The organism is Streptomyces nymphaeiformis (assembly GCF_014203895.1).
GTDB classification, from domain to species: Bacteria; Actinomycetota; Actinomycetes; order Streptomycetales; family Streptomycetaceae; genus Streptomyces; species Streptomyces nymphaeiformis.
Map to the genome: position 1 here is coordinate 210,972 of NZ_JACHJY010000006.1, position 19,939 is coordinate 230,910.

At 73.2% G+C, this 19,939-nt stretch carries 18 protein-coding genes; 11 read left to right on the top strand and 7 right to left on the bottom strand.

What is annotated here, in order from left to right; genetic code table 11:
• Positions 1 to 67: 67 nt before the first annotated feature.
• Both GGE06_RS21535 and GGE06_RS21540 read left to right on the top strand, forming a co-directional pair.
• Positions 68 to 1,822: an acetyl/propionyl/methylcrotonyl-CoA carboxylase subunit alpha gene (locus tag GGE06_RS21535; RefSeq protein ID WP_116159182.1), complete on the top strand. Its 1,755-nt coding sequence runs from the start codon at positions 68 to 70 to the stop codon at positions 1,820 to 1,822.
• Between the two features lie 79 nt (positions 1,823 to 1,901).
• Positions 1,902 to 2,447: a TetR/AcrR family transcriptional regulator gene (locus GGE06_RS21540; RefSeq protein ID WP_184931486.1), complete on the top strand. Its 546-nt coding sequence runs from the start codon at positions 1,902 to 1,904 to the stop codon at positions 2,445 to 2,447.
• Between the two features lie 71 nt (positions 2,448 to 2,518).
• Here the strand turns inward: GGE06_RS21540 and GGE06_RS21545 are convergent, their stop codons facing one another.
• The gene (locus GGE06_RS21545; RefSeq protein ID WP_116159184.1) at positions 2,519 to 3,445 is read right to left on the bottom strand and encodes a DeoR/GlpR family DNA-binding transcription regulator; all 927 of its coding nucleotides are present in this window, start codon (positions 3,443 to 3,445) and stop codon (positions 2,519 to 2,521) included.
• A 225-nt stretch (positions 3,446 to 3,670) separates the two neighbouring features.
• On the bottom strand, positions 3,671 to 5,110 hold the full coding sequence (locus tag GGE06_RS21550; protein ID WP_116159185.1) for an NAD(P)H-quinone dehydrogenase: 1,440 nt from the start codon (positions 5,108 to 5,110) through the stop codon (positions 3,671 to 3,673).
• 239 nt (positions 5,111 to 5,349) lie between these two features.
• Here GGE06_RS21550 and GGE06_RS21555 point away from each other — a divergent pair, with 239 nt between their 5' ends.
• The 4 genes from GGE06_RS21555 (at position 5,350) to GGE06_RS21570 (ending at position 10,232) form a co-directional block, all read left to right on the top strand.
• On the top strand, positions 5,350 to 5,787 hold the full coding sequence (locus GGE06_RS21555) for a gamma-glutamylcyclotransferase family protein (RefSeq protein WP_116165354.1): 438 nt from the start codon (positions 5,350 to 5,352) through the stop codon (positions 5,785 to 5,787).
• Positions 5,788 to 5,964: 177 nt separating this feature from the next.
• The gene (locus GGE06_RS21560; RefSeq protein WP_116159186.1) at positions 5,965 to 6,768 is read left to right on the top strand and encodes a purine-nucleoside phosphorylase; all 804 of its coding nucleotides are present in this window, start codon (positions 5,965 to 5,967) and stop codon (positions 6,766 to 6,768) included.
• 480 nt (positions 6,769 to 7,248) lie between these two features.
• Positions 7,249 to 8,901 carry a phospho-sugar mutase gene (locus GGE06_RS21565; protein ID WP_184931487.1) on the top strand — a complete coding sequence of 551 codons (1,653 nt, stop codon included), beginning with the start codon at positions 7,249 to 7,251 and terminating at the stop codon, positions 8,899 to 8,901.
• A gap of 140 nt (positions 8,902 to 9,041) precedes the next feature.
• A complete protein-coding gene (locus GGE06_RS21570) occupies positions 9,042 to 10,232 on the top strand; it encodes a mannosyltransferase family protein (protein WP_184931488.1) in 1,191 nt (396 codons plus the stop codon).
• Between the two features lie 15 nt (positions 10,233 to 10,247).
• Here GGE06_RS21570 and GGE06_RS21575 read toward each other — a convergent pair whose 3' ends face one another.
• The 3 genes from GGE06_RS21575 to GGE06_RS21585 form a co-directional block, all read right to left on the bottom strand.
• Positions 10,248 to 10,925 carry a PH domain-containing protein gene (locus GGE06_RS21575; protein WP_184931489.1) on the bottom strand — a complete coding sequence of 226 codons (678 nt, stop codon included), beginning with the start codon at positions 10,923 to 10,925 and terminating at the stop codon, positions 10,248 to 10,250.
• Positions 10,926 to 10,959: 34 nt separating this feature from the next.
• Entirely contained in the window at positions 10,960 to 11,595 is a 636-nt protein-coding gene (locus GGE06_RS21580; protein ID WP_184931490.1) for a class F sortase, read from the bottom strand.
• Between the two features lie 223 nt (positions 11,596 to 11,818).
• On the bottom strand, positions 11,819 to 13,006 hold the full coding sequence (locus GGE06_RS21585; protein WP_116159191.1) for a hypothetical protein: 1,188 nt from the start codon (positions 13,004 to 13,006) through the stop codon (positions 11,819 to 11,821).
• A 254-nt stretch (positions 13,007 to 13,260) separates the two neighbouring features.
• Here GGE06_RS21585 and deoC point away from each other — a divergent pair, with 254 nt between their 5' ends.
• The 3 genes from deoC to GGE06_RS21600 are packed head-to-tail and all read left to right on the top strand — an operon-like array spanning position 13,261 to position 16,548.
• Positions 13,261 to 14,220, top strand: a complete 960-nt coding sequence (gene deoC, locus GGE06_RS21590) for a deoxyribose-phosphate aldolase (protein WP_184931491.1) — start codon at positions 13,261 to 13,263, stop codon at positions 14,218 to 14,220.
• Between the two features lie 5 nt (positions 14,221 to 14,225).
• A complete protein-coding gene (locus GGE06_RS21595; RefSeq protein ID WP_184931492.1) occupies positions 14,226 to 15,662 on the top strand; it encodes an aldehyde dehydrogenase family protein in 1,437 nt (478 codons plus the stop codon).
• On the top strand, positions 15,655 to 16,548 hold the full coding sequence (locus tag GGE06_RS21600) for an aldehyde dehydrogenase family protein (protein ID WP_184931493.1): 894 nt from the start codon (positions 15,655 to 15,657) through the stop codon (positions 16,546 to 16,548). The genes GGE06_RS21595 and GGE06_RS21600 overlap by 8 nt, the downstream gene beginning before the upstream one ends.
• Positions 16,549 to 16,603: 55 nt before the next feature.
• Here the strand turns inward: GGE06_RS21600 and GGE06_RS21605 are convergent, their stop codons facing one another.
• Complete coding sequence (locus tag GGE06_RS21605; RefSeq protein ID WP_116159194.1) at positions 16,604 to 17,341, bottom strand: TetR/AcrR family transcriptional regulator; 738 nt, start codon at positions 17,339 to 17,341, stop codon at positions 16,604 to 16,606.
• A 120-nt stretch (positions 17,342 to 17,461) separates the two neighbouring features.
• Here GGE06_RS21605 and GGE06_RS21610 point away from each other — a divergent pair, with 120 nt between their 5' ends.
• Entirely contained in the window at positions 17,462 to 18,052 is a 591-nt protein-coding gene (locus GGE06_RS21610) for an NADPH-dependent FMN reductase (RefSeq protein ID WP_184931494.1), read from the top strand.
• 13 nt (positions 18,053 to 18,065) lie between these two features.
• Positions 18,066 to 19,604: an MDR family MFS transporter gene (locus GGE06_RS21615; protein WP_246532681.1), complete on the top strand. Its 1,539-nt coding sequence runs from the start codon at positions 18,066 to 18,068 to the stop codon at positions 19,602 to 19,604.
• Here GGE06_RS21615 and GGE06_RS21620 read toward each other — a convergent pair.
• On the bottom strand, positions 19,537 to 19,935 hold the full coding sequence (locus GGE06_RS21620; RefSeq protein ID WP_116159197.1) for a hypothetical protein: 399 nt from the start codon (positions 19,933 to 19,935) through the stop codon (positions 19,537 to 19,539). The genes GGE06_RS21615 and GGE06_RS21620 overlap by 68 nt on opposite strands.
• Positions 19,936 to 19,939 lie beyond the last annotated feature (4 nt).

The window sequence follows — 19,939 nt, forward strand, 5'->3', positions numbered from 1 at the left end:
CTGGGGACGGGTCGAAAGGCCGTGTCGGCAGTCCCTAAACTCAGCTTGTTTCAAGGAGGGAGCCATCGTGCGCAAGGTGCTCATCGCCAACCGTGGCGAAATCGCTGTCCGTGTGGCCCGGGCGTGCCGGGACGCGGGTATCGGCAGCGTGGCCGTGTACGCCGATCCGGACCGGGATGCTCTGCATGTCCGGGCGGCCGACGAGGCCTTCGCTCTGGGCGGTGACACTCCGGCCACCAGCTACCTGGACATGGCGAAGGTCCTGCAGGCCGCGAAGGACTCCGGCGCGGACGCGGTTCACCCGGGTTACGGATTCCTCTCCGAGAACGCCGAGTTCGCGCAGGCGGTGCTCGACGCGGGTCTGACGTGGATCGGCCCGCCGCCGCAGGCGATCCGGGACCTGGGTGACAAGGTCGCCGCCCGTCACATCGCGCAGCGCGCCGGCGCCCCGCTGGTCGCGGGCACGCCGGACCCGGTGTCGGGTGCCGAGGAGGTCGTGGCCTTCGCCGAGGAGCACGGCCTGCCGATCGCGATCAAGGCCGCCTTCGGCGGCGGCGGCCGCGGCCTGAAGGTCGCCCGCACGCTCGAAGAGGTCCCGGAGCTGTACGACTCGGCGGTCCGTGAGGCCGTGGCGGCCTTCGGCCGCGGCGAGTGCTTCGTCGAGCGCTACCTCGACAAGCCCCGCCACGTCGAGACCCAGTGCCTCGCCGACTCCCACGGCAACGTGGTCGTCGTCTCGACGCGCGACTGCTCGCTGCAGCGCCGCCACCAGAAGCTGGTCGAGGAGGCCCCGGCGCCGTTCCTGACCGAGGCGCAGAACGAGCAGCTGTACGCGGCGTCGAAGGCGATCCTGAAGGAGGCCGGCTACGTCGGCGCCGGCACGGTCGAGTTCCTCGTCGGCCTCGACGGCACGATCTCCTTCCTGGAGGTCAACACGCGTCTGCAGGTCGAGCACCCGGTGACCGAGGAGGTCACGGGCATCGACCTGGTCCGCGAGATGTTCCGCATCGCGGACGGCGAGGAGCTCGGTTACGGCGACCCGGAGATCCGCGGTCACTCCTTCGAGTTCCGCATCAACGGCGAGGACCCGGGCCGCAACTTCCTCCCGGCCCCCGGCACGGTCACGGTCTTCACCCCGCCGACCGGCCCGGGTGTCCGTCTGGACGCGGGCGTCGAGTCCGGCTCGGTCATCGGCCCGGCCTGGGACTCGCTCCTGGCCAAGCTGATCATCACCGGCGCCACCCGCGAGCAGGCCCTCCAGCGCGCCGCGCGCGCCCTGGCGGAGTTCAAGGTCGAGGGCATGGCGACGGCGATCCCGTTCCACCAGGCCGTCGTGGTCGACCCGGCCTTCACGGCCGACCCGTTCCAGGTCCACACCCGCTGGATCGAGACGGAGTTCGTCAACGAGATCAAGCCGTTCGCCCCGGCCGGCTCGGAGGCGGACGAGGACGAGGCGGGCCGCGAGACGATCGTCGTCGAGGTCGGCGGCAAGCGCCTCGAGGTCTCCCTGCCGTCCTCCCTCGGGATGACGCTGGCGCGCACGGGCCTGGCGGCCGGTGCGAAGCCGAAGCGGCGCGCGGCGAAGAAGTCCGGCCCGACCGCCTCGGGCGACACCCTCGCGTCCCCGATGCAGGGCACGATCGTGAAGGTCGCGGTCGAGGAGGGCCAGGAGGTCAAGGAGGGCGACCTGATCGTCGTCCTCGAGGCCATGAAGATGGAGCAGCCCCTCAACGCCCACCGCTCCGGCACCGTCAAGGGCCTGAGCGCCGAGGTCGGCGCCTCCGTCACCTCCGGTGCCGTCATCTGCGACATCAAGGACTGATCCGTCGCACCCAGTACGGTACGAAGGGCCCGCAGGCAGCCGCCTGCGGGCCCTTCGCACGAGAGGAGCCCGTTCGCCCATGCGCGCCGACGCACGCCGCAACCACGAACGACTGCTCGTCGAGGCCCGCGCCGCCTTCGGGGAACAGGGCGCGGACGCACCCCTGGAGGAGGTCGCGCGCCGCGCGGGCGTCGGGATCGGCACCCTCTACCGCCACTTCCCCACCCGGGCCGACCTGTTGAACGCGGTCTTCCAGGAGGCGCTGGCCGAACTGCTCGACCGCTCGCGGGAGCTGGCGGAGGCGGACGCGCCGTGCCGGGCGCTCGTGGAGTGGCTGCGGGCCCTGATCGCCCACGCGGGTGAGTACCGGGGGCTCGCGCACGCGCTGATGTCCGCCTCGTACGACCGGAGTTCGGCCCTGGCGCGGTGCAGCGATCCGCTGCGCGCGGCGGGCGAGCGGCTGCTCGAAAGGGCCCGGAAGGCGGGACAGGTGCGCGCCGACGTGTCGATCGGCGACCTGATGCAGCTGACCAACGCGATCGCGCTGGCGGCGGAACAGTGCCCGGAGGACGTGTTCCTCGCGGACCGCCTGCTCGCGCTGACGCTGCGGGGGCTGAAGGACTGAGGTACGTCCGGGAGCGGCGTGGGACCCCTGGGGGAGGGTCCCTCGGGTACTGCGGCCGACTTCTTCCGACGTCAGCGGCGGCGCATGTCCGCGACCCGGGCCGTGCGCTCCAGCGTCTCCGCGGCCATTCCGCCGCCCGGTCCACGGAACTGACCGGCCGCCATCCGCCCGCGCTGGACGGGGAGCGGCACGTCACGGCGGGGCCGGGCGCCCGGGGGGAGCTGTTCGCCGCCGACGGGGCCGGCGGCCGCGCCCGTACCGGCGACGGCGATCTGGACGCCCTGGTCGGCGAGGGCCTGGAGCTCGGTGGCGGCCCGCTCGTCGTGGGCCGGGGGCTCGTCGGTCACCAGGCGGGTGATGACGTCCGTCGGCACCGTCTGGAACATGGTGTCGGAGCCGAGCTTGGTGTGGTCGGCCAGGACCACGACCTCGGCCGCCGCCTGCACGAGTGCCCGGTCCACGCTCGCGGAGAGCATGTTGGACGTGGACAGGCCGCGCTCGGCGGTCAGGCCGCTCCCGGAGAGGAAGGCCCGGGAGACCCGGAGTCCCTGGAGCGACTGCTCGGCCCCGCTGCCCACGAGGGCGTAGTTGGAGCCGCGCAGGGTGCCGCCGGTCATGACGACCTCGACCCGGTTGGCGTGGGCGAGGGCCTGGGCGACGAGCAGGGAGTTGGTGACGACGGTCAGGCCGGGCACGCGGGCGAGCCGGCGGGCCAGCTCCTGCGTGGTCGTCCCGGCGCCGACGACGATGGCCTCGCCCTCCTCGACGAGGCTCGCGGCGACGTCGGCGATGGCCGTCTTCTCCGCTGTGGCGAGATGGGATTTCTGCGGGAAGCCGGATTCTCGCGTGAATCCGCCCGGCAACACCGCACCGCCGTGGCGGCGGTCGAGGAGTCCTTCTGCCTCAAGGGCCCGTACGTCTCTCCGTACGGTCACTTCAGAGGTCTGGACGACGCGGGCGAGCTCGCGGAGCGACACGGCCCCATTGGCTCGCACCATTTCGAGGATCAACTGACGACGTTCTGCAGCGAACACGAAACTGACAGTAACGTGAGCGGCCGATACTTTTCAGCACTATGCGCCGAATTGCAGAAGATGCGCACGGACGGGGCCTCCACGTGGTATGGGAGGCCCCGTCGTTGATCGTTCTATGCCCGGGATTGCCGGGGGTTGTCCGAGTGGGCGAACCGTTCCCGCAGGCGGGGGCCGGACCGGAGCGGGACCTCAGGCCTCGCCCGTCGCCTTTCGGGTGTGCAACTGCCGTGCCACTTCCGCGATCGAGCCCGACAGGGAGGGGTACACGGTGAAAGCATTTGCGATCTGTTCGACCGTCAGATTGTTGTCGACCGCGATCGAGATGGGATGGATCAGCTCGCTCGCCTTCGGCGCGACGACACAGCCGCCGACCACGATGCCGGTGCCGGGACGGCAGAAGATCTTCACGAAGCCGTCCCGGATGCCCTGCATCTTCGCGCGCGGGTTGCGCAGCAGCGGCAGCTTGACGACCTTGGCGTCGATCTTGCCCGCGTCCACGTCGGCCTGGGTGTAGCCGACGGTGGCGATCTCCGGGTCGGTGAAGACGTTCGAGGAGACCGTCTTCAGGTTCAGCGGGGCCACCGCGTCGCCGAGGAAGTGGTACATCGCGATCCGGCCCTGCATGGCGGCGACGGAGGCGAGCGCGAAGACGCCCGTGACGTCACCGGCGGCGTACACGCCGGGCGCGGTGGTGCGGGAGACCTTGTCGGTCCAGATGTGACCGGAGTCCTTCAGCTTGACCCCCGCCTCCTCCAGACCCATTCCGGCCGAGTTCGGGATCGCGCCGACCGCCATCAGGCAGTGCGTGCCGGAGATGACCCGGCCGTCCGAGAGCGTGACCTCGACCCGGTCGCCGACCCGCTTGGCGGACTCGGCGCGGGAGCGGGCCATGACGTTCATGCCGCGGCGCCGGAAGACGTCCTCCAGGACGGCGGCGGCGTCCGGGTCCTCGCCGGGGAGGACGCGGTCTCGGGAGGAGACGAGCGTGACCCGGGAGCCGAGCGCCTGGTAGGCGCCGGCGAACTCGGCGCCGGTGACGCCGGAGCCGACCACGATGAGCTCCTCGGGGAGCTCCTTCAGGTCGTAGACCTGCGTCCAGTTCAGGATGCGCTCGCCGTCCGGCTTGGCGTCGGGCACCTCGCGCGGATGGCCGCCGGTCGCGATCAGCACCGCGTCGGCGGTCAGCGTCTCCTCGGTGCCGTCGGCGGCGGTGACGATCACCTGGCGGGAGCCGTCCATCGCCTGCCGGCCGTCCAGCCGGCCGCGGCCGCGCAGGACCCGGGCGCCGGCCCGGGTGACGGAGGCGGTGATGTCGTGGGACTGGGCGAGCGCGAGGCGCTTCACCCGTCGGTTCACCTTGCCGAGGTCCACGCCGACGACGCGGGCGGCCTGCTCGATGTGCGGGGTGTCGTCCGCGACGATGATGCCGAGCTCCTCGTAGGAGGAGTCGAAGGTGGTCATCACCTCGGCGGTGGCGATCAGGGTCTTCGAGGGGACGCAGTCGGTCAGGACGGACGCGCCGCCGAGGCCGTCGCAGTCGACGACGGTCACCTCCGCGCCGAGCTGGGCGCCCACGAGGGCCGCCTCGTATCCGCCGGGTCCGCCGCCGATGATCACGATCCGGGTCACTGGGATCTACGCCTCGCGCTCTCGTTCTGCCGGGGGGTCCCCCCGCTGGGATGCAGTGCGTACGCCATTGTCCCGCACGCTTCAAGTGCGTAGCCCATTGTCCCGCACTCCGGGCGCGGCCTCGCGCCGGGGCCCGTCGAAGGGGTGCGGACGGGTGCCGGCCTGCGCGTGGAGCCCCCCGTACGGCCGCCACCTCGGTGTTCGTCGGACACCCCGCCCCCTCCCGTACCCTCGGTCCCATGTCGCTCTACGCCGCTTTCGCCGGCAACCTCGACGCGCGGCTGATGAGCCGCCGCGCACCGCACTCCCCGCTGCGCGGCACCGGCTGGCTGAACGGCTGGCGGCTCACCTTCGGCGGTGAGCAGATGGGCTGGGAGGGAGCGCTGGCCACGATCGTGGAGGCCCCCGGTTCCCAGGTGTTCGTGGCGCTGTACGACATCGCGCCGATGGACGAGGACTCCATGGACCGCTGGGAGGGCGTGGGCCTCGGCATCTACCGGCGGATGCGGGTGCGCGTGCACACCCTGGACGGCGACGAGCCGGCCTGGGTGTACGTGCTCAACGCCTACGAGGGCGGGCTGCCGTCCGCGCGGTACCTGGGAGAGGTCGCCGACGCGGCCGAGTCGGCGGGCGCGCCGCACGACTACGTGATGGAGTTGCGCAAGCGACCCTGCTGATCCTGTCGGTCCGCCCGGGCGGCCGGAATCCGCCGTTCGTCGGAAACGACAAGACAACGATCGCATGTCCGTCCGCATCGTCATCTACGCGCGTAGGAATTCTCCGGCTACGCTGCTTCGCGTACCAAATCCGTCCGGGGCTCCCCTCGGACCCCCCTCCCCGAGGCGAGAGAGTCAGTGAACGCAACTGCCACCCCGTACGAGGCCGCCGAGGCCGCTGCCGCAGCCCTTCGCGAGCTGACCGGCGTCGAGAACCACGACGTCGCCCTGGTCATGGGCTCCGGCTGGGCGCCCGCCGTCGACGCCCTCGGCGCTCCCGAGGCCGAGTTCCCGGTGACCGAGCTCCCCGGCTTCCCGCCGCCGGCCGTCGAGGGCCACGGCGGCAAGGTCCGCTCGTACAAGATCGGTGAGAAGCGCGCGCTGGTCTTCCTCGGCCGCACCCACTTCTACGAGGGCCGCGGCGTCGCCTCCGTCGCGCACGGCGTCCGCACCGCCGTCGCCGCCGGCTGCAAGACCGTGATCCTCACCAACGGCTGCGGCGGCCTCCGCGAGGGCATGCGCCCCGGCCAGCCGGTCCTCATCAGCGACCACATCAACCTGACGGCCGCCTCCCCGATCGTCGGCGCGAACTTCGTCGACCTCACCGACCTGTACTCGCCGCGCCTGCGCGCGCTGTGCAAGGAGGTCGACGAGACGCTGGAGGAGGGCGTGTACGTCCAGTTCCCCGGCCCGCACTACGAGACGCCCGCCGAGATCAACATGGTCCGCGTGCTGGGCGGCGACCTCGTCGGCATGTCCACCGTCCTCGAGGCGATCGCGGCCCGCGAGGCCGGCGCCGAGGTCCTGGGCATCTCGCTCGTCACCAACCTGGCGGCGGGGCTCTCGGGCGAGCCGCTGAACCACGAGGAGGTGCTCCAGGCGGGGCGCGACTCGGCGGCGCGGATGGGTGAGCTGCTGACGCGGGTGCTGGACCGGATCTGAGTTCCCTCCGCGCTCCTCGCACCGCTCGGCCCCAGGGGGCCGGGCGGGCTTCGGAGCGCTGCGGCGGCCTCCGACCGCCGGGTCGTCCGGCGCGGCGGGCCGCTGCGCGACGTGGGGCGGGGGCCGCTGCGCGGGGCTTTCTCCCCCACCCCGCCCCTTCCCGTAACCGGGGGCTCCGCCCCCGGACCCCCGCGCCTCGAACGCCGGCGGGGCTGGACGTCCAGCCCGCCCGGCGTTCGAGGGCGCGGCCTCAGGCCGTACGGGGGTCTGGGGGCTCGCCCCCAGTTTCGGGAAGGGGCGGGGTGGGGGAAGGCTCCGCGCAGCGGCGCTCACGCACCCGCACCAGCGCAACCCGCACCGCCCCGCCGGCCCGCACCCGAACCGGCCCGACCGGCCCGCACCGCCCCGCGGCCCGACCGGCCCGACCGGCCCGCACCGGCACCCGCACTCCCGCCCGCACCCCCCGAAAGGCACCCCACCGTGACGCAGGACGACCTCCTCGCCCGGGCCCAGGCGTGGCTCGCCGAGGATCCCGATCAGGAGACCCGCGACGAGCTCGCCGCGCTCCTCGACCGCAACGCCACCGACGAGCTCGCCGCCCGTTTCAGCGGCACGCTGCAGTTCGGCACCGCCGGCCTCCGCGGTGAGATCGGCGCCGGGCCCATGCGGATGAACCGCTCGGTCGTGATCCGCGCCGCCGCCGGCCTCGCCGCGTACCTGAAGGCGAAGGGCGAGACCGGCGGTCTCGTCGTCATCGGCTACGACGCCCGCTACAAGTCCGTCGACTTCGCCCGCGACACCGCCGCCGTGGTGACCGCCGCCGGGCTGCGCGCCGCGCTGCTCCCGCGCCCGCTGCCGACGCCCGTCCTCGCGTACGCCATAAGGCATCTGGGCGCCGTCGCCGGTGTCGAGGTGACCGCCAGCCACAACCCGCCGCGCGACAACGGCTACAAGGTCTACCTGGGCGACGGCTCGCAGATCGTGCCGCCGGCCGACGCGGAGATCGCCGCCGAGATCGACGCGATCCGCTCGCTGAACGACGTGCCCCGCGCCTCCGAGGGCTGGGAGGTCCTCGGCGACGAGGTCCTGGAGTCGTACCTGGAGCGCACGGACGCCGTCCTGACCCCCGGCTCCCCCCGCACCGCGCGGACCGTCTACACGGCCATGCACGGCGTCGGCAAGGAGGTCCTGACGGCCGCGTTCGGCCGGGCCGGCTTCCCGCCGCCCGCGCTCGTCGCCGAGCAGGCCGAGCCGGACCCGGCGTTCCCGACGGTCGCCTTCCCGAACCCGGAGGAGCCGGGCGCCATGGACCTGGCCTTCGAGGCCGCCCGGGCCGTGGACCCCGACATCGTCATCGCGAACGACCCGGACGCCGACCGCTGCGCCGTCGCCGTGCCCGACGCGGACGTCGAGGGCGGCTGGCGGATGCTCCGCGGCGACGAGGTCGGCGCGCTGCTCGCCGCGCACCTCGTGCACAAGGGCGCCACCGGCGTGTTCGCCGAGTCGATCGTGTCGTCCTCGCTCCTCGGCCGCATCGCCGAGGCCGCGGGCGTCGGCTACGAGGAGACGCTGACCGGCTTCAAGTGGATCGCCCGCGTCGACGGCCTGCGGTACGGCTACGAGGAGGCGCTCGGCTACTGCGTCGACCCCGAGGGCGTCCGCGACAAGGACGGCATCACGGCCGCGCTGCTCGTCACCGAGCTGGCCTCGGTGCTCAAGGAGCAGGGCCGCACCCTCACCGACCTGCTCGACGACCTGGCGGTGGCGCACGGCCTTCACGCCACGGACCAGCTGTCGGTGCGCGTCGAGGACCTGGGCGTCATCGCGAACGCGATGGCCGCGCTGCGCGAGAAGCCCCCGGTGCGGCTCGCCGGTCTGACGGTCGTCTCGGCCGAGGACCTGACGAAGGGCACGGAGTCGCTGCCGCCGACGGACGGCCTGCGCTACCACCTGGAGGGCGCCTACAAGGCCCGGGTGATCGTCCGCCCGTCCGGCACCGAGCCCAAGCTCAAGTGCTATCTGGAGGTCGTGGTCCCGGTCGGCGACGGGAGCGAGCTGGCGACGGCCCGCGCGACGGGCGCGGAGGTGCTCGCCGCGATCAAGCGGGACCTGTCCGAGGCCGCCGGGCTGTAGGGACACCGAGGAGGGCCGGTACGGGAGCGCTTCCGTACCGGCCCTCCGGCGTTCCCCCGCCGCGCCCGTCCGGGTGAACCCGTACGACACGTGACGTGACGCGTGGACCGTGCGCCGGGAGCGCGCGCCAGGGTGACCGGGTGTCCGTCACCCCCGTGCCGTACGTCCCCACCCCGCGTACCTCCGCCCCCGCACCCGCCCCCGGCGCCGGGCGGCGCGGGGCGCTGCGGCACGCGGCCCCGGCACTGCTCGGCTTCCTGGCGGTACGGCTCCTGGGGCTCGCGGTCCTCGCCCGCTGGGCGCACGGGAAGGGGCACGGCCTGTGGCCGGTGCTCGCCCGCACCTGGGACTCGCTCTGGTACCTGGACATCGCGGCGCACGGGTACGCCGCCGACCCGTCCTACCCCCGGAACCTCGCCTTCTTCCCGCTCTTCCCCGGGCTCGTCCGGGTGCTCTCGACGGTCCTGCCCGGCTCCCGCGCCTCGGTGGCGCTCGGGGTCGCGGTGGTGTGCTCGCTGGCCGCCGCCTGGGGGGTGTTCGCGGTCGGCGACCGGCTGCACGGGCGCCGCACCGGCACGGTCCTCGCGGTCCTGTGGGCCGCCTCGCCGGTGGCCGCCGTGCAGTGGATGGGCTACACGGAGTCGCTGTTCACGGCGCTCGCCGCCTGGGCGCTGTACGCGGTGCTCGACGGGCGCTGGGCGTGGGCGGCCGGACTCGCGGTGGCCGCCGGCCTGACGAGGCCGACGGGGCTCGCGGTCGCGGCGGCGGTCTCGACGGCGGGACTGCTGGCCGCCTGCCGGGGGCCCGGTCGGCGCGAGCCCGGCGGGCGCGCGCCGCAGGCCCTGCTCGCCGCCCTGACCGCGCCGCTCGGCTGGCTCGGGTACGTGGGGTGGGTGGCGCTGGTCCGCGGACGCTGGGACGGCTACTTCGAGGTGCAGCGACGCTGGGGGAACCAGTGGGACGGGGGCGCGGTGACGCTGCGGGAGCTGAAGCGGTACCTCGTCCACAGCCAGGCCCCGTACCTCTTCCTGTCCGTCGTCTCGGTCGTGCTGCTGCTGTCCGCCGGGCTCTACCTGTGCTGTCTCGCCGACCGGCAGCCGCTGCCGCTGCTCGTGTTCACGGGGGTGCTGCTGCTCGTGGTCCTCGGCAGCGGCGGCGTCTGGTTCCCGCGCGCCCGCTTCCTGCTGCCGGGCTTCCCACTGCTGCTGCCGCTCGCCGTGGCGATCGCCCGCGCCCGCCGGCCCGTGGCCGCCCTCGTCCTCGCGGGGGCGGCGCTGTCCTCGGCGTGGCTGGGCGGATACATGCTGCTCGTGTGGGCCGGGGCCCCTTAAAACATCGGGTACGGCTCAGCCGGTCGCGGCCAGGATCACGATCAGCAGCAGCCCGGCCAGCGCGGGGCCGACGATCTCGTACGCCCAGCGCACCTGCGGCTCGCCCTGCGCGCCCGCGCTCCCGGCGCGCTGCTCGGCGAGCTCGCGCAGCTCGGCGACGGTCTTGTCGCTCGGCGCGATCCGGGAGGCGCTGTCCCGTACGTCGGCGGTGACGGAGGTACGGCCGTGCGGATCGTCCTGGGAGGCGCGGGCGGCGCTGCGGGCGGCCTTCTTCCGCTGGCGCAGGGAGACGGGGATCGCCCAGAGCTGGTACTTGGCGCCCTCCTGCGTGAAGACCTCGCTGGAGTAGCCGGCGCGTACGTCGGCGACCGTGGCCCAGGGCAGCGTGATCGTCCGGAACGGGTTGCGGATCCGGAGCCGGTCCTCGTTGGCGTACACGGCGGGCCGGATCGTGAAGGCGACGATCAGCGGGACGGCGAGCACGAGGCCCGCGAGCGCGAGCCAGGGCGTGCGGCCGTCGCCGCGGAGCATCGCGTCCCCGGCGAACAGGGCCGCGAGGAGCAGCAGGAAGACCCCGCCCGCGACCCCGAGGGGCGACCGGTAGACCTTGTCGGGGGAGGCGGACGGCTGCTCGGGGGTCGACCCGTGGCTCGGCTCGTGGCTGGGCTCGGGGGTCGGCTCGGGGGTCGTCATGCCGCCGATTGTGCCTCAGCGGGCGGGCGGGGGCTCAGGCGGCCCGCGCGGCCACGAGATCGGCGTACAGGATGATGTTGTCGGGGCGGTGGCCGTCGACCAGCTCCCCGCCGCAGGTGACGATGCGCAGCTCGGGGCGGGCGGTGTCGCCGTACACCTTGGCGGTCGGGAAGGCGTGCTTGTCGACCTGCTCCAGCTCGCGGACCCGGAAGACGGCGGTCGTGCCGTCGGCGCGGGTCACGGTGATCTCGTCGCCGACGCGGACCTTGGAGACGTCCTTGAGGACGGCCGGGCCGCGCGCGGTGTCGAAGTGGCCGATGAGGACGGCGGGCCCGGTCTGGCCGGGGGTGACGCCCTTGTCGTACCAGCCGATCCGGTCGGCGTCGGCGACCGAGGGCACCTCGACGGTGCCGTCCCCGTTCAGGCCGAGGTCCAGGATCGGCCCGGCGTCGACCCCGGCGGCGGGCACCCGGACCCGGACGGGCAGGGAGCGCGCCATGGGCTTCACGGGCGCCGCACTCGCGGTCGGCGCGGGGGCCGTGGCCCGTGAGATGTGGGCGGGCGGGAGGGCGGCCCCGGGCTCGCTCCCGGCGGAACACCCGGTGAGCGCGGTGAGCGCGGCGAGGAGGAGGACGGCGGCGGTACGGGACCGGGGGCTGCGGCGGTTCACGGGAGGGCTCCGGACGGGTCCGGCCGGCCGCCGCGCGGAGGACGGCGACCGGCCTGAGGCTGGTGACGGCCGGCCGCCGCGCGAAGGCGGCGACCGGCCGGAGGTCGGGGTGTGGCCGGCCGTCGCGTCGGACGCGGCGGCCGGCCCGGGGTGGGGTGGCGCCTGCTCGGGTCAGGGGCAGGAGGCGGTACGGGTCGGTCGCCGGCGGCCGAGGCCGTGCGGGTCAGCCGCGGGCGCCGGACCGGCGGCGCAGGACGACGAAGCCGAGGCCCGCGGCGGCGAGCGAGGCCGCACCGGCGCCGGCGGCGATCAGCGCGGTCGAGTCGCCCTCGGCGGAGAGCTCGGCGCCGGCCGCGACGCCGCCCTTCGGGATGACGGAGGTCTGCCCGTTGTTGGTGGTGGTGCCGGTGTTGCCCGCGGGGGCCGGGGTCGTGGTGGACGGCGCCGGGGTGGGCGTGGCGGTGTCCTTCTCGCAGCCCTTGGGGAGCTTCGGGAACGCGGTCCAGGCGTACGGCGTGTCGCCGCCCTGGGTGCGCTGGCCGAGCTTCGGGGTGGTGGTGTTCGCGCCCTTGATCGTGAGGCCCTGGCCCAGGTCGGCCGCGTGGTCGCGGTCGAGGACGACGATCGGCTTTCCGGCCTCGTCGTTGAGGACGGCCTTCGGGCCCTTCTCCAGGTCGTTGGTGAGCGTCACGGTCAGCTGCGCGAAGACCGAGGGGATGACCTGCTGGACGGTGCACTCGCCGAGGGTGACGACCGGGCCCGGGGTGGGCGCGGGGGCCGGCGCGGGCGCGGGCTTCTCGACGAGCTTCGGGGCGGCCTGCCGCGCCGAGCCCGGGATGTAGGCGGCGAAGCCTCCGTCCTGCTCCAGGACGACGACCGCCTTGCCGTACGTCCAGACCTGACGGGGGGCGTTCAGGTAGGTGAAGCCGCGGCCCTTGCCGTTCTCGATCAGCTGGAGGCCGTAGCGGCCGTCCTTCTTCGCGAGCTCCATGAGCGTGCCGTCGGCGAGGCGGTAGATGCCCGACGTGGCCCCGGGGACGTAGTTGCGGTCCCAGTTGTAGGTGGTGCCGTCCGGGTTGAGGACGAAGAACTCGCCGTTGTCGTTGCCGGCGACGGAACGGGTGGTCGCCTCCAGGACGCCGACCGGGTTGCCCTGGTAGAAGAGCTCGGCGCGGTAGCTCAGGTCCTTGACCTTGTAGATCTTGGCGACGGTTCCGTTGAGGAGGGTTTCGGTACGGACGAGGGTGCCCTTCGACGCATCGGCCCCGGCGTCGGTCGGCTTCGCCTGGGCGGTGGCGGCGGCCACCGGGCCGTCGGCCGCGAAGGCGGCGCCCGCCGCGAGGGCGGGGGCGGTGATCGCGACACCCGCGACGAGGGCGGTGGCGATGGCGGTGCGAAGGGCGGTGCGCATAACGACTCCTGTGAAGATCAGGTGGGTGGATGGAGAGCCGCATGCCGCTTTTTCTCGGTCCGTCTCTGTGTCCGGTGAGGTCTGGCTGGCTGCTGATGAGAAATCTATTGATCTTGCATTCGGGACCTGTCCGTTCCATGTCACGGCCGTGTGACAGCAATCACCACGCCGTCGGACCCCCTGTGACCTCGGGCTCGTCGAAGGGGCTCCCCTGTACAGGTCGCTACGCGCGTAGATATGCTCGACTGGTGACCATGCCCACCACTGCACCCGCAGCACTCGCTTTCGCCGACGTGACCACGTCCGACAGTGCGCTGCGCCGCTTCCTCCACGGGCTGCCCGGCGTCGACGCCGTCGGCCTGGAGGCGCGCGCCGCGTCCCTCGGCACCCGCTCGATCAAGACCACGGCCAAGGCGTACGCCATCGACCTGGCCATTTCCATGATCGACCTGACGACGCTCGAAGGCGCGGACACCCCGGGCAAGGTCCGGGCGCTCGCCGCCAAGGCCGTCAACCCCGATCCGACCGACCGCACGACCCCGAAGACCGCCGCCGTCTGCGTCTACCCCGACATGGTGGCCACCGCCAAGGCCGCCGTCGCGGGCTCGGGCGTCAAGGTCGCCTCGGTCGCCACCGCCTTCCCGGCCGGGCGCGCCGCGCTCCCCGTGAAGCTGGCCGACACCGCCGACGCCATCGCCGCCGGAGCCGACGAGATCGACATGGTCATCGACCGTGGCGCCTTCCTCGCCGGCCGGTACCTGGAGGTCTTCGAGCAGATCGCCGCGATCAAGGCGGAGTGCGGCGACCGCGCCCGCCTCAAGGTGATCTTCGAGACCGGCGAGCTCTCCACGTACGACAACATCCGCCGCGCCTCCTGGCTCGGGATGATGGCCGGCGCGGACTTCATCAAGACCTCGACCGGCAAGGTCGCGGTCAACGCCACCCCGGCGAACACCCTCCTCATGCTGGAGGCCGTGCGTGACTTCCGCGCGCAGACCGGCGTGCAGATCGGCGTGAAGCCGGCCGGCGGCATCCGCAACACCAAGGAAGCGATCAAGTTCCTGGTGCTCGTCAACGAGACCGTGGGCGAGGACTGGCTGGACAACCACTGGTTCCGCTTCGGCGCTTCCAGCCTGCTCAACGACCTGCTGATGCAGCGCCAGAAGCTGGCGACCGGCCGTTACTCCGGCCCCGATTACGTGACGGTGGACTGATCAACATGGCATCTGCATTCGAGTACGCACCGGCACCGGAGTCGCGCTCGGTCGTCGACATCGCGCCGAGCTACGGCCTGTTCATCGACGGCGAGTTCGTGGACGCCGCCGACGGCAAGGTCTTCAAGACCGTCTCCCCCGCCACCGAGGAGGTCCTCGCCGAGGTCGCCCAGGCGGGCGCCGAGGACGTCGACCGCGCGGTGAAGGCGGCCCGCAAGGCCTTCGAGAAGTGGTCGGCGCTGCCCGGTTCCGAGCGCGCCAAGTACCTCTTCCGGATCGCCCGGATCATCCAGGAGCGCAGCCGCGAGCTGGCCGTCCTGGAGACCCTGGACAACGGCAAGCCGATCAAGGAGACCCGCGACGCGGACCTCCCCCTGGTCGCCGCGCACTTCTTCTACTACGCGGGCTGGGCCGACAAGCTCGACCACGCCGGTTACGGCGCGAACCCGCGCCCGCTGGGCGTGGCCGGCCAGGTCATCCCGTGGAACTTCCCGCTGCTCATGCTGGCGTGGAAGATCGCCCCGGCGCTCGCGACCGGCAACACGGTCGTCCTGAAGCCGGCCGAGACGACCCCGCTCTCCGCCCTGTTCTTCGCGGACATCTGCCGCCAGGCCGGGCTGCCGAAGGGCGTCGTCAACATCCTTCCGGGGTACGGCGCCACGGGCGCGGCCCTGGTCGAGCACCCGGACGTGAACAAGGTCGCCTTCACCGGTTCGACCGCCGTCGGCAAGGCCATCGCGCGCTCGGTCGCCGGCACGGACAAGAAGGTGACCCTGGAGCTGGGCGGCAAGGGCGCCAACATCGTCTTCGACGACGCGCCCATCGACCAGGCCGTCGAGGGCATCGTCAACGGCATCTTCTTCAACCAGGGCCAGGTCTGCTGCGCGGGCTCCCGCCTCCTGGTCCAGGAGTCGATCCAGGACGAGCTGCTCGACTCGCTCAAGCGCCGCCTGTCGACGCTCCGCCTCGGCGACCCGCTCGACAAGAACACCGACATCGGCGCCATCAACTCCTCCGAGCAGCTGGCCCGCATCACCTCGCTGGTGGACGAGGGCGAGGCGGAGGGCGCCGAGCGCTGGACCGCCGCGTGCGAGATCCCGTCGGCCGGTTACTGGTTCGCCCCGACGCTCTTCACGAACGTCACGCAGGCGCACCGGATCGCCCGCGACGAGATCTTCGGCCCCGTCCTGTCGGTGCTGTCGTTCCGTACGCCCGACGAGGCCGTCGCGAAGGCCAACAACAGCCAGTACGGCCTGTCGGCCGGCATCTGGACGGAGAAGGGCTCCCGCATCCTCGCGGTCGCCAACAAGCTCCGGGCCGGCGTCGTCTGGGCCAACACGTTCAACAAGTTCGACCCGACCTCGCCCTTCGGCGGCTACAAGGAGTCGGGCTTCGGCCGCGAGGGCGGCCGCCACGGCCTGGAGGGCTACCTCGATGTCTGAGTCGACCCGTCTGAACGTCTTCAAGACCTACAAGCTGTACGTCGGGGGCAAGTTCCCCCGCTCCGAGAGCGGCCGGGTGTACGAGGTGACGGACTCGAAGGGCAAGTGGCTGGCGAACGCGCCGCTCTCCTCCCGCAAGGACGCCCGTGACGCGGTCGTCGCCGCGCGCAAGGCCTTCGGCGGCTGGGCGGGCGCGACCGCGTACAACCGCGGCCAGATCCTCTACCGCGTCGCCGAGATGCTGGAGGGCCGCCGGGACCAGTTCGTCCGCGAGGTCGGCGAGGCCGAGGGCCTGTCGAAGTCGAAGGCGGCCGCGGTCGTCGACGCGGCGATCGACCGCTGGGTCTGGTACGCGGGCTGGACCGACAAGATCGCCCAGGTCGTGGGCGGCGCGAACCCGGTCGCGGGCCCGTACTTCAACCTGTCGACCCCGGAGCCGACGGGCGTCGTGACGATCGTGGCCCCGCAGGACTCGTCCTTCCTGGGCCTGGTCTCGGTGATCGCCCCGGTGATCGCGACGGGCAACACGGCCGTCGTCATCGCCAGCGAGAAGTCCCCGCTCCCGGCACTCTCGCTCGGCGAGGTCCTGGCCACCTCCGACCTGCCCGGCGGCGTGGTCAACATCCTCTCCGGCAAGGCCTCCGAGATGGGCCCGCACCTCGCGGCCCACCAGGACGTCAACGCGATCGACCTGACGGGCGCGACCGACGGCGGCCTCGCCCGCGACCTGGAGATCGCGGCGGCGGACAACCTGAAGCGCGTCCTGCGCCCCCGTACCGAGGACTTCGCGGAGTCCCCGGGCACGGACCGCATGACCGCGTTCCTGGAGACGAAGACGGTCTGGCACCCGACGGGTTCGCTGGGCGCGAGCGGCTCCTCGTACTAGACGGCCGCCGCACGGAACGGCCCCCGGGCAGCAGCACTGCCCGGGGGCCGTTCCGTCATTCCCCGGCGCGCCCGATCAGCCCGGCGACCCCGTCGAGGACGCACTCCAGGCCCGTCTCGAACTGCCAGCCCGCGTCGTCCTTGCGCGCCGCCCCCTGCACGTACCGCAGATACGTGGGGTAGCGCCCGGTCCCGAGCAGGTAGGTCATCTGGGGGGCGAGGGCCCGCCGGGTGTCGTCGCCGCTCTCCCAGCCCTGCTCCTTCATGTACTGGGCGAGGGCGACCTCCGACTGCACGGCCCCCTGCACGTACGAGGCCACCGCGCGGAACGCGGCCATCATGGTGTCGGCGTCGAGGCCGAGACCGTCGAGCGAGGCGAGCTGGCGTTCGACCGCCGCCATCCGGGCCGGGGTGAGGGCGAGGAGCGGGACCGGCAGCTGGGTGAGCCAGGGGTGGCGCAGCATCCCGTCGCGGGTGCGGTGGGCGTGCGTCCGCAAGGTCTCCCGCCAGCCTTCCGTCGCGTCCGGGGGCTCCAGTTCCGCCGAGACCTCGTCGACCATGAGCGCCCACAGCTCGTCCTTGCCGGCGACGTGCCGGTACGCGGCCATGGGCGCGACGCCGAGCTCGGTGGCGATGCGACGCATGGTGACGGCGCCGAAGCCCTCCCGGTCGGCGATCCCGATCGCGACGGCGGCGATCCGGCGCGGGGTGAGGGACGCGCGGGGTGTGCCCGCGGGCCGGTCGAGCCGCTCCCACAGCGAGATCCCGTCCGCCGTCTCGTTCTTCTTCGCCACTTCTCGACCTCCCTTGGATTGCGTACATCGTATGCGTTGTGGACGACGTACACATCGGCGTGTACGTTGTACACCAGTCGGCGTACAACGTACACACGCCACCGTTTCCCAGGGGGATCCATGTCCGCTCCGCTCCGCGTCGCCGTGCTCCAGGGCTCCACCCGGGAGGGCCGCGTCGGCCCGACCGTCGCGAACTGGGTGCGCACCCACGTCACCGAACGCCCCGACATGACCGCCGACCTGATCGACCTCGCCGAGACCCCGCTGCCCACGACCTTCCCGCACCTCGGCCAGGCCCCCGCCGACGAGGCCGACCGGGCCCTCCTGCGCGCGGTGTCCCCGCGTCTCGCCGACGCCGACGCCTTCGTCGTCATCGCCCCCGAGTACAACCACAGCTACCCGGCCTCCCTGAAGAACGCGATCGACTGGCACCACAAGGAGTGGCACGCCAAGCCCGTCGCCTTCGTCTCCTACGGCGGCTTCTCCGGCGGCCTGCGCGCCGTCGAGCACCTGCGCGGCGTCTTCGCCGAACTGCACGCCGTCACCCTCCGCGACTCCGTCGGACTCGCCGGCGTCTGGGCCCAGTTCGACGCCGAGGGCAACGCCGTCGACCCCGCGGCCGACACCGCCGCCAAGACCATGCTCGACCGGCTCGCCTGGTGGGGCGAGGCCCTCCGCACCGCCCGCGCCACCACGCCGTACGCGGCCTGAGCGGGCACGGACCATGACGACCACCGCCACGCCCGGAACCACCGCCCCGCCGCCCGCCACGGCGCGCCTGCCCTACCCGGGCATCGCCGGCCTCATGCTCGGCATCGTCCTCGGCACCCTCGACGGCACCGTCGTCGGCACCGCGCTCCCCACCATCGTGGGCGAACTCGGCGGCCTCGACCGGCTGTCCTGGGTGGTCACCGCCTATCTCCTCACCGCGGCCGTCGCCACCCCCCTCTGGGGCAAGTGCGGCGACCTGTACGGCCGCAAGGGCGCCTACCTCGCCGCCGTCGCCGTCTTCCTCGCCGGATCGGTCCTCTCCGGCCTCGCGCAGACCATGGACCAGCTCATCGCCTTCCGCGCCCTCCAGGGCGTCGGCGCCGGCGGCCTGATGGTCGGCGCCTTCGCCCTCATCGGCACGCTGGTCTCCCCCGAGGACAGCCCCAAGGTCCAGGCGGCCACCGGGGCCGTGCTGCCGGTCGCCTTCGCCGGCGGCCCGCTCATCGGCGGCCTCCTCACCGACCACGCCGACTGGCGCTGGGCCTTCTACGTCAACGTGCCCGTCGGCCTCGCCGCCCTGCTGCTCGTCTCCCTCGGCATGACGGTGCGCACCCCCCGCGTCCGCGCCCGGATCGACTGGGCGGGCGCCCTCCTGCTCACCACCGGGATCCTCGCCCTCACCCTGCTCGCCACCTGGGGCGGACGGACGCACTCCTGGACGTCACCGGCCGTCCTCGCCCTCGGCGCGGTCGGCGCGGCCTCCCTCGCCGCCTTCGTCCTGGTCGAGCGGCGCGCGGAGGAGCCCGTCATCCCGCCCCGGCTCTTCCGCAGCCGCAACTTCGCCCTCGCCCAGCTCCTCAGCTTCCTGGTCGGCGCGGGCATGCTCACCGCCATGAACTACCTGCCGCAGTACCTGCAGTTCGTCCGCGGCCGGTCGTCCACGGCCAGCGGCCTGCTGCTGCTTCCGCTGATGCTCGGCATGGTCGCCGTCCAGCTGGCCACCGGCCGGCTCATCGCCCGCACCGGCCGCTACCGGCACTACCCGATCCTCGGCGGTGCGCTGATGACCGCGGGCGCGCTCCTCCTGCTGCTGCTCGACGTGGACACCCCCACGGCCCTCGCCTCGGCGCTCACCGTGGTCCTCGGCGCCGGCATGGGCTTCCTGATGCAGTCGACGATGCTGATCACGATGTACAGCGCGGAGCCGCGCGACATGGGCGCGGCGAGCGGCACGGTCGTGCTCGTGCGCACCATCGGCGGTTCGCTCGGCGTGGCCGCGCTCGGCGCGGTGTTCACGTCGCGGCTGACGGGGACGGACCCCGGCCTGACGCCGGCGCAGGCGGCCGTCCTTCCCGCGCCGGTACGGGAGGCCTTCCGGGCGGCGGTGACGAGCGGCGTCCACGGGGTCCTGCTCGGCACGGCCGTGCTCGCCGCGCTCGCCTTCGCCGCCGCCTGGTACGTACGGGAGATCCCGCTGCGGCGGCCTACGGAAGAAGCCCCCGCGTCAGACCGCCGACCACCGGCAGATCGGCCGCGGCGCCGCCCTTCGTGACGTGGTCGGTCACCAGGTTCGTGCCGACCGGCTTGAAGTCGGCGACCTGGGTGCCGAGGCCGTTGTCCAGGGGGTCGACGCCCGTGTTGGCCAGCGGGTCGAGCTGAAGCCGGGTCAGCGGGCCCACGCCGTGGGCGACACCGTCGAGCGCCCCCGCCCCGGCCGCGCCGGCGTCCGTCCTGGTCAGCGAGTCGACGGGCAGCGGCACGGGGGCGGCGGCCTGGGCCGCGGCACCGGCGCCGAGCACCGCGGCGCCCGCCGCCGTGACGCCGAGACCGGCCCTCAGCAGGGCGCTGCGGCGGGAGGTCCGGGGTTGTGCGTGACGCGCCATGGAG